General features: G+C 63.1%; 8 protein-coding genes. 6 read left to right on the forward strand and 2 right to left on the reverse strand.

All coding sequences use genetic code 11. From position 1 onward, the window contains the following. Positions 1 to 313, reverse strand: a 313-nt coding sequence (locus ACYP2A_RS12335; protein WP_459745275.1) for a polyprenyl synthetase family protein, incomplete at its 3' end; no start/stop codon positions are given. Between the two features lie 194 nt (positions 314 to 507). On the opposite strand from ACYP2A_RS12335, the gene fni reads away from it, so the two are divergent. The 5 genes from fni to ACYP2A_RS12360 are packed head-to-tail and all read left to right on the forward strand — an operon-like array spanning position 508 to position 6,470. Then, complete coding sequence (fni, locus tag ACYP2A_RS12340) at positions 508 to 1,560, forward strand: type 2 isopentenyl-diphosphate Delta-isomerase (RefSeq protein ID WP_459745276.1); 1,053 nt, start codon at positions 508 to 510, stop codon at positions 1,558 to 1,560. Then, entirely contained in the window at positions 1,560 to 2,837 is a 1,278-nt protein-coding gene (locus ACYP2A_RS12345) for a glycosyltransferase (RefSeq protein WP_459745714.1), read from the forward strand. The genes fni and ACYP2A_RS12345 overlap by 1 nt, the downstream gene beginning before the upstream one ends. Then, on the forward strand, positions 2,837 to 4,000 hold the full coding sequence (gene crtY, locus ACYP2A_RS12350) for a lycopene beta-cyclase CrtY (RefSeq protein ID WP_459745277.1): 1,164 nt from the start codon (positions 2,837 to 2,839) through the stop codon (positions 3,998 to 4,000). Before ACYP2A_RS12345 ends, crtY begins: the two co-directional genes overlap by 1 nt. Next, on the forward strand, positions 3,997 to 5,487 hold the full coding sequence (locus tag ACYP2A_RS12355; protein WP_459745278.1) for a phytoene desaturase: 1,491 nt from the start codon (positions 3,997 to 3,999) through the stop codon (positions 5,485 to 5,487). Before crtY ends, ACYP2A_RS12355 begins: the two co-directional genes overlap by 4 nt. After that, entirely contained in the window at positions 5,484 to 6,470 is a 987-nt protein-coding gene (locus tag ACYP2A_RS12360; RefSeq protein ID WP_459745279.1) for a phytoene/squalene synthase family protein, read from the forward strand. The genes ACYP2A_RS12355 and ACYP2A_RS12360 overlap by 4 nt, the downstream gene beginning before the upstream one ends. On the opposite strand, the gene ACYP2A_RS12365 is transcribed toward ACYP2A_RS12360, so the two are convergent. Further along, complete coding sequence (locus ACYP2A_RS12365) at positions 6,364 to 6,900, reverse strand: sterol desaturase family protein (protein ID WP_459745280.1); 537 nt, start codon at positions 6,898 to 6,900, stop codon at positions 6,364 to 6,366. The genes ACYP2A_RS12360 and ACYP2A_RS12365 overlap by 107 nt on opposite strands. Before the next feature lie 136 nt (positions 6,901 to 7,036). Here ACYP2A_RS12365 and ACYP2A_RS12370 point away from each other — a divergent pair, with 136 nt between their 5' ends. Further along, the gene (locus ACYP2A_RS12370) at positions 7,037 to 7,363 is read left to right on the forward strand and encodes a hypothetical protein (RefSeq protein ID WP_459745281.1); all 327 of its coding nucleotides are present in this window, start codon (positions 7,037 to 7,039) and stop codon (positions 7,361 to 7,363) included. Positions 7,364 to 7,581 lie beyond the last annotated feature (218 nt).

Below are 7,581 nucleotides of genomic sequence, written 5' to 3' on the forward strand. Positions count from 1 at the left end.
GTTTGGCGTCGTCCATGCACGGCATGTCGTCGAGCACCAGGGAGGCTGCGTGGATCATCTCGACGGCGCAGCCCAGCTCCAGCGCCTGGCGGCCGCCCTGGCCCAGGCCTTCGGCGGCCAGCACCAGCAGGATCGGGCGCATGCGCTTGCCCGGTGCCAGGGTGCTTTCGCGCATGGCTTGCACAATCAGGTCGCGCTCGTTGCCACTTTCAGGAAGCAGTTCATTCAGGCGTTGCTCGACGCTTGCGCGCACGCCGGCCAAGTGCTCGGTAAAGTCGGTGTCTAAAGGTGTGCACGCTTGCGCTGTGGTCATGGCCGCATCCTGGCAAAGGTTTTTGTCCGCTTGCTTCCTGGGATGGAACGACTGGCGTTCCCGGGTGCCTGAAGAGCAGCATCTTGTACGTAACATCTTGTACGTAAGTTGTGCAAAACTCTATGCTTTGTACAACTTTGATCCATGTACAGACAACGCCCCGCTCAAAATGATTCCAGGGATAAGCAACTGTCATGAATGAACACGATTTGAGCCGGCGCAAGGATGATCATCTGAATATCGTGCTCGACAGCCTGGACGACGCACATGGCGCAGGCTCCGGTCTTGAAGCGCTGCGCTTCGAGCATTGTGCATTGCCAGAGCTGAACCTGGATGATATCGACTTGAGCAGCCGTTTGCTCGGTATCCCTTTGCGGGCACCGCTGCTGATCAGCTCCATGACCGGCGGCGCCCAGCGCTCGACCGCGATCAACCGACATCTGGCCGAGGCGGCCCAGGCGCTGGGTATTGCCATGGGCGTCGGTTCGCAACGGGTGGGCCTGCAAGGCGGCAGCGACCAGGGGCTGACGGCTGAATTGCGCCGCCTGGCGCCCGATATTCCACTGCTGGGTAACCTGGGCGCCGCGCAGTTGCTCGGCCGTGACGGCATTGATCTTGCGCGGCGCGCTGTGGACAGCTTGCAGGCCGATGCGCTGATCATTCACCTGAACCCGCTGCAGGAAGCCGTGCAAGGCGAAGGCGACCGCGACTGGCGCGGCGTACTCAATGCCATCGCGCGTACCGTGCAAGGCCTTGAGGTGCCGGTGGTGGTCAAGGAAGTCGGCGCCGGGTTGTCTGCCTCGGTGGCACTGGCGCTGGTCGAGGCCGGCGTGCAGGTGATTGACGTGGCCGGTCAGGGCGGCACCAGTTGGGCAGCGGTCGAGGCGCAGCGCGCGCGAACGCCTGCGGACCGGGAAGTGGCCATGGCGTTTGCCGACTGGGGCATTCCAACGGCCCTGAGCGTGGTCAATGTTCGACAAGCGCTGCCTGAGGTGACCCTGGTGGCGTCCGGTGGCATCCGCAACGGCGTGGATGCGGCCAAGGCCTTGCATCTCGGGGCGGATCTGGTAGGGCAGGCAGCCGGGGTCTTGCAGCAGGCGACGATCTCGACCGAGGCGGTGATTGCCCACTTCGAGATTATGATTCGTCAGTTGCGCATTGCCTGCTTCTGCACCGGCTCTGGCAACCTGGCCACCTTGCGTCAGGCGCGGCTGGTGAGCTCGTATCAGTCGGCGCTGCATCGTTGATAAGCCATTTCGGGGTCGTGCCATCGGCCTGGTACAGCCACTTTCAGGCCTTTCAGGCGCTGGCCACAACCCTGCTGGATCGCGGTCACCGGGTGACCTTTTTTCAGCAGGCCGATACCCGTGCCTGGCTGAGCGACCCGCGTATCGAATTTTGTGCGCTTGGCACAGCCAGTCATCCGCCTGGTAGCCTGGCCGCGAACCTGAAACGCGCTGCACGGCCAGGTCTGCCGTTCGGCTTGCGGCGCATCATCGATGATATGGCCGCCAGCACGGCGATGCTCGCCGCTGAACTGCCGGGCGCCTTGCAGCAATGCCGTGTCGATGCGCTGCTGTGCGATCAGATGGAAGCCTCGGGTGGCCTGGTCGCCGAGGCGCTGGGTCTGCCGTTTGTGTCGGTGGCCTGTGCCTTGCCGATCAATCGTGAGCCGCAGTTGCCCCTGCCGGTGATGCCCTTTGCCTACGGCCAGGATGAGCGCAGCCTGCGGATGTACGAGGGCAGTCGGCAAGTGCATGACTGGTTGATGCGCCCGTTGCGCCGTACCTTGCACGATGCTGCACGTCGCTTGGGCGTTGCGCCGCGTGACGGCCTGCACGATTGCCTTTCGCCGCTGGCGCAGATCAGCCAGACCCTCTCGGGTTTCGATTTTCCACGCCTTGCCCAGCCGGCGCATTTTCATCCGGTCGGCCCGCTGCGCGCCGGCGTCAACGACACCTGCGGCACCTGGCCGATCAAGGATCAACGCCCGCTGGTGTTCGCCAGTCTCGGCACGTTGCAAGGTGATCGGCTGGGCATGTTCAAACGAATGGCCATCGCTTGTCGGCATCTGGACACACAATTGCTGATTGCCCATTGCGGCGCGCTCGACACGGCACAAGAAACCTTCTTGCTGCGCCACGGAGCGACCTGGGTTACCGATTTTGCACCCCAGCGCTGGGCGCTCGAACAGGCCGATGCGGTGATCACTCATGGCGGGCTGAACACCGTAATGGACGCCATCGCCGCGCAAACGCCCATGCTGGTCATGCCCATTGCCTTCGATCAACCGGGGGTGGCTGCGCGGGTCAGCTACAGTGGCGTGGGCGTGCAATTGAACCGCCGTGCCGGTGCAGCGCGCATCGCACGGCGTTTGACTGACCTGCTGGCGCGTCCACGCGAGCCGCTGCAGCGTCTGGCCGCCGAGCTGCAACAGGCAGGCGGTGTCAGCCGTGCAGCAGACATCGTCGAGCAGGCTATTCGTACCGGGCAGCCGGTCATCGTAGAAGAGGCGGGGACGTAATGCTGGATCTTATTCTGGCAGGCATGGGCCTTGCCAACGGGCTGATTGCCCTGCGCCTTAAACAGTTACGCCCTGAACTGCGCGTGCTGTGCATCGAGCAGCAGGCCGAACCCGGTGGTAATCACACCTGGTCGTTTCACGACGGCGACCTGACGGCCGCACAGCGGCAATGGATTGCGCCGCTGATCGCCAGGACCTGGCCGGCGTACGACGTACATTTTCCAGACCGTACGCGGCGCCTTGACAGCGGTTACGCCTCGATCACCTCCGAGCGTTTCGCCAGCGTACTGCGTGAAGCGCTGGGTGAGGATTTGCGTACCGATTGCGCGATCCGCCAGCTCGGCCCGCGCAGCGTGGTGCTGGACAGTGGCGAGGTGTTGCAGGCGCAGGCGGTCATCGACGGTCGCGGCCTGCAACCCAGCGCGCATCTGGTGCTGGGCCAGCAGGCGTTTCTTGGCCAGTTGCTGCGCCTGCGCGAGCCGCATGGCTTGCAGGTGCCGATCATCATGGACGCCCGCGTGACCCAGGCCGACGGCTACCGCTTCGTCTATGTACTGCCATTCAGCGATGACACGCTGTTGATCGAAGACACCCATTATGTCGACCGGCCTCTGGCGTCGGCCGAACAACTGCGGCGCCATATTGCCGACTATGCACAGCAGCAGGGCTGGACGATCAGTGAGTGCCTGCGTGAAGAAACCGGTGTATTGCCGATCACGCTGGCTGGCGACTTTGCAGCGTTCAAGGCGCAAGCGCTCACCCGGCCGGTGTCGGGTTTGCGCGCCGGGCTGTTTCATTGCACCACCGGCTATTCGCTGCCGCATGCCGTGCAACTGGCCGACTGGATCGCCACAAAGACTGACCTGAGCGCCGACTCGCTGGCGCGCGGCATTGCCCTGCTGGCCGATCATCAATGGCAGCGCCAGAGCTTTTATCGGCTGCTCAACCGCATGTTGTTTCTGGCCGGGCGGCCCGAAAATCGCTGGCAGGTCATGCAGCGGTTTTATGGCTTGCCCGAAGGGTTGATCAGCCGCTTTTATGCAGGCAACAGCCACGTATTCGACAAGCTGCGCATTCTTTCCGGTAAACCTCCCGTTCCCGTGGGCGAGGCCCTGCGCGCTTTGCTGCGCTATTCGCCCCGGCATTTCGAGAAACATTCATGACTCAGGCAAAACAGGCAGTAGTGATTGGCGCAGGTTTCGGCGGGCTGGCCCTGGCGATCCGCTTGCAGGCCGCTGGCGTGCAGACCACGCTGCTGGAAAAGCGCGACAAGCCCGGTGGCCGTGCGTACGTGTATGAAGATCAGGGCTTCGTCTTCGATGCCGGGCCCACGGTGATCACCGACCCGAGCGCCATCGAAGAGCTGTTCGCGCTGGCGAAAAAGCCGATGGCCGAGTATGTCGAGCTGCTGCCGGTTTCGCCGTTTTACCGCTTGTGCTGGGAAGACGGCACGCAGTTCGATTACGTCAACGATCAGGCCGGGCTGGATCGGCAGATTCATGCCATCAACCCCAATGATGTGGCGGGCTACCAGCGCTTTCTGGCGTATTCCAAAGCGGTGTTCGAAGAGGGTTATCTGAAACTGGGCGCCGTACCGTTTCTGTCGTTTCGCGACATGATCCAGGCAGGTCCCCAACTGGCGCGCTTGCAGGCCTGGCGTAGTGTGTATGGCAAGGTGTCGAGCTTTATCGAAGACGAAAAACTGCGCCAGGCGTTTTCCTTTCATTCGCTGCTGGTGGGCGGCAATCCGTTTGCCACCTCATCGATCTATACCCTGATCCATGCGCTGGAGCGCAAATGGGGTGTGTGGTTTCCCAAGGGCGGCACCGGCGCACTGGTCAGTGGGCTGGTCAAACTGTTCGAAGACCTTGGCGGGCGTGTCGAACTGAACGCCGATGTGGCCAGCATCGACGCCACAGGCGCGCGCGTCACCGGGGTACGGACCAGGGACGGCCGCCACTGGCCGGCCGATTGCGTGGCATCCAACGCCGATGTGATGCACACCTACGCCGACCTGCTGGGCCAGCACCCGCGCGGTCAGCAAGAGGGCAAGCGCCTGGCCGGCAAGCGCTTCAGCAATTCGTTGTTTGTCATTCATTTCGGCCTCAAGCGGCCGCAGCCGCAACTGCAGCACCATACGGTGTGTTTTGGGCCGCGCTATCGCGAGCTGATTCAGGAAATCTTCAATGGCAGCGATCTGGCCGAGGATTTCTCGCTGTACCTGCATGCGCCGTGCGTCACCGACCCGAGTCTGGCGCCGCCGGGCTGCTCCAGCCATTACGTGCTGTCGCCGGTGCCGCATCTGGGCAACGCACCGATCGACTGGGCGGTGGAAGGCCCGCGCTATCGTGACCGCATCTTCGCTTACCTTGAGAAGCACTACATGCCGGGGCTGCGCGAGGACCTGGTCACCAGTCGCATCTTCACCCCGTTCGATTTTCGCGATGAGCTCAATGCGCACCTGGGCTCGGCGTTTTCGCTGGAGCCGGTACTGCAACAAAGCGCCTGGTTCCGTCCGCATAACCGTGATGCCAGCCTGAGCAATCTGTATCTGGTCGGCGCCGGCACGCACCCGGGCGCCGGCGTGCCGGGGGTGATCGGCTCGGCCAAGGCCACGGCCGGTCTGATGCTCAGCGAGGTGCATGCATGAGTGATGCGGTCGAAGATCAGCGCCTGCTGGATCATGCGATTCAAAGCATTGAAGTCGGCTCGAAAAGCTTCGCTGCCGCTTCACGGCTGTTTGACCCTGCGACCCGCAGCAGTGCGGTGATGCTGTATGCCTGGTGCAGGCATTGCGACGATGTGATCGACGGCCAGCAGGCCGGGCACGATGCCGTGGTACTCAGCGAGGAAGAGGTGCGGCGACGTCTGGACGGGCTGCTGGCCAATACCGATGCGGTGTATGCCGGTTTGCCGGTACAGGACCCGGCGTTTGCCGCGCTGCGCGAAGTGGTGCGCCGCCATGACCTGCGTCGCCAGTACGCGCTTGAACACCTGGCCGGCTTTGCCATGGATGTGCATGAACGCGAGTACCGCAGCATCGGTGACACCCTTGAATACTGCTATCACGTGGCTGGTGTGGTGGGCTTGATGATGGCCCAGGTCATGGGCGTGATCGATGAACAGACTCTGGACCGTGCGTGCGATCTGGGCATGGCCTTTCAACTGACCAATATCGCCCGCGATATCGTCGAGGATGCCGGCGTCGGCCGCTGTTATCTGCCGCAGGACTGGCTCGATGAGTTGTCTATCCCGCGCACGCGACTGGCCGAGCCTGAATATCGCCAGCGCCTGGCAATTCTGGCGCAGCGGCTGGTCGATCTCGCCGAACCCTTCTACCACAGCGCCGAGGCCGGGCTCAGCGCCTTGCCGTGGCGCTCGGCATGGGCGGTGGCGACCGCCAGCGGTGTTTACCGGGAAATCGGCATCAAGGTGCGTCAGCGCGGCGCACAGGCCTGGGACACGCGCGTTTCGACCAGCAAGGCCGACAAATTGCGGCTGGTGGCCCTTGGTGCGTGGCGGGCGATCACTGGCCGTGGTCGGCAGTGGCCGGCGCGTCCTCAGACGTTGTGGCAACGCCCGCTTGCGAGCGATTCAACGGCCCGCCATGCAGCTCACGCAACTGCGCCTTGAGCGTGGCCGTGGAGGGCGCATAGAGAAAGCCGAACGACACGCAGCGGTGCTGGCCGGCCACGGCGTGGTGCATCAGGTGGGCCTGGTACAGGCGCTTGAGGTAGCCGGAACGCGGTACATGGCGAAACGGCCAGCGCTGATGCACCAGGCCATCGTGGGCGATGAAGTACAGCAGGCCGTACGCGGTCATGCCAGCGCCGACCCACTCCAGTGGATTCCAGCCGGCGGTGCCCAGCGCAATCAGCACGATGGCGACCCCTGCGAACACCACCGCGTACAGATCGTTCTTTTCGAACCAGCCGCTGCGCGGTTCATGGTGCGAGCGGTGCCAGCCCCAGCCCCAGCCGTGCATCACGTATTTGTGCGCATACCAGGCAAAGCCTTCCATGCCTATCAGCGTGGCGAGAAAAACCAGTGTGTTGACTATCATCGATGTGACCTGAAGTTGTACCGGGTATGGGACTGCATGGGCGCTGCGACGTTCTATTGGCGGGCATCAGACTGTGCAGGGTACGCCAGCACGAAGGCTTTTTGAATGTATCCCGATTCAAGACAAGGAGCGCCTCATGACTGGCACGCAGTATCCCGCCACACCGGATGGGCGTTATTTTGTGGTCAAGGGCCGGTTATGGCGCTGTACTGATCCATCGCTGGCCGAGCCACTGCGCCAGCAACTGGTCGATGAATTGATGGCCGCACGCCGCGAGGTCAGGCGAACCAAAGGCGCCGAGGATGCCGCCGGCTTGCGCCAGGCCCGTGCCGAGGTCAATGCCTGCAAGGTGCAGTTAGGCGAGCGAGGACCGGTGTGGTGGCAGGACGGGGCGCCTGACTTCAATCGCTACAAGATTGAAAATACGCCTTATGCGGATTGGTATAACCAACTGATGTCCTAGGGTCTGTTGCCGTTTTGGCCGTGCGTGCATACGCCGGATCGGTTTGTATGTCGCTTTTGCGGTGGTCTGCCAGAGAGTTTCCGGCCCTCTCCGGGCCGGGCTACTTTGTCATGGCAAAGTAGCCAAACCGTTTGCTCCTGGCTTGGCCCTTCGGGTTCCCTCCTTCCGGCGCCACTCCATCGGGCCGCGCCGATGGGCCGTCCATGGCCCAGCGGCGC

This window comes from Pseudomonas sp. 3A(2025), from assembly GCF_054589175.1.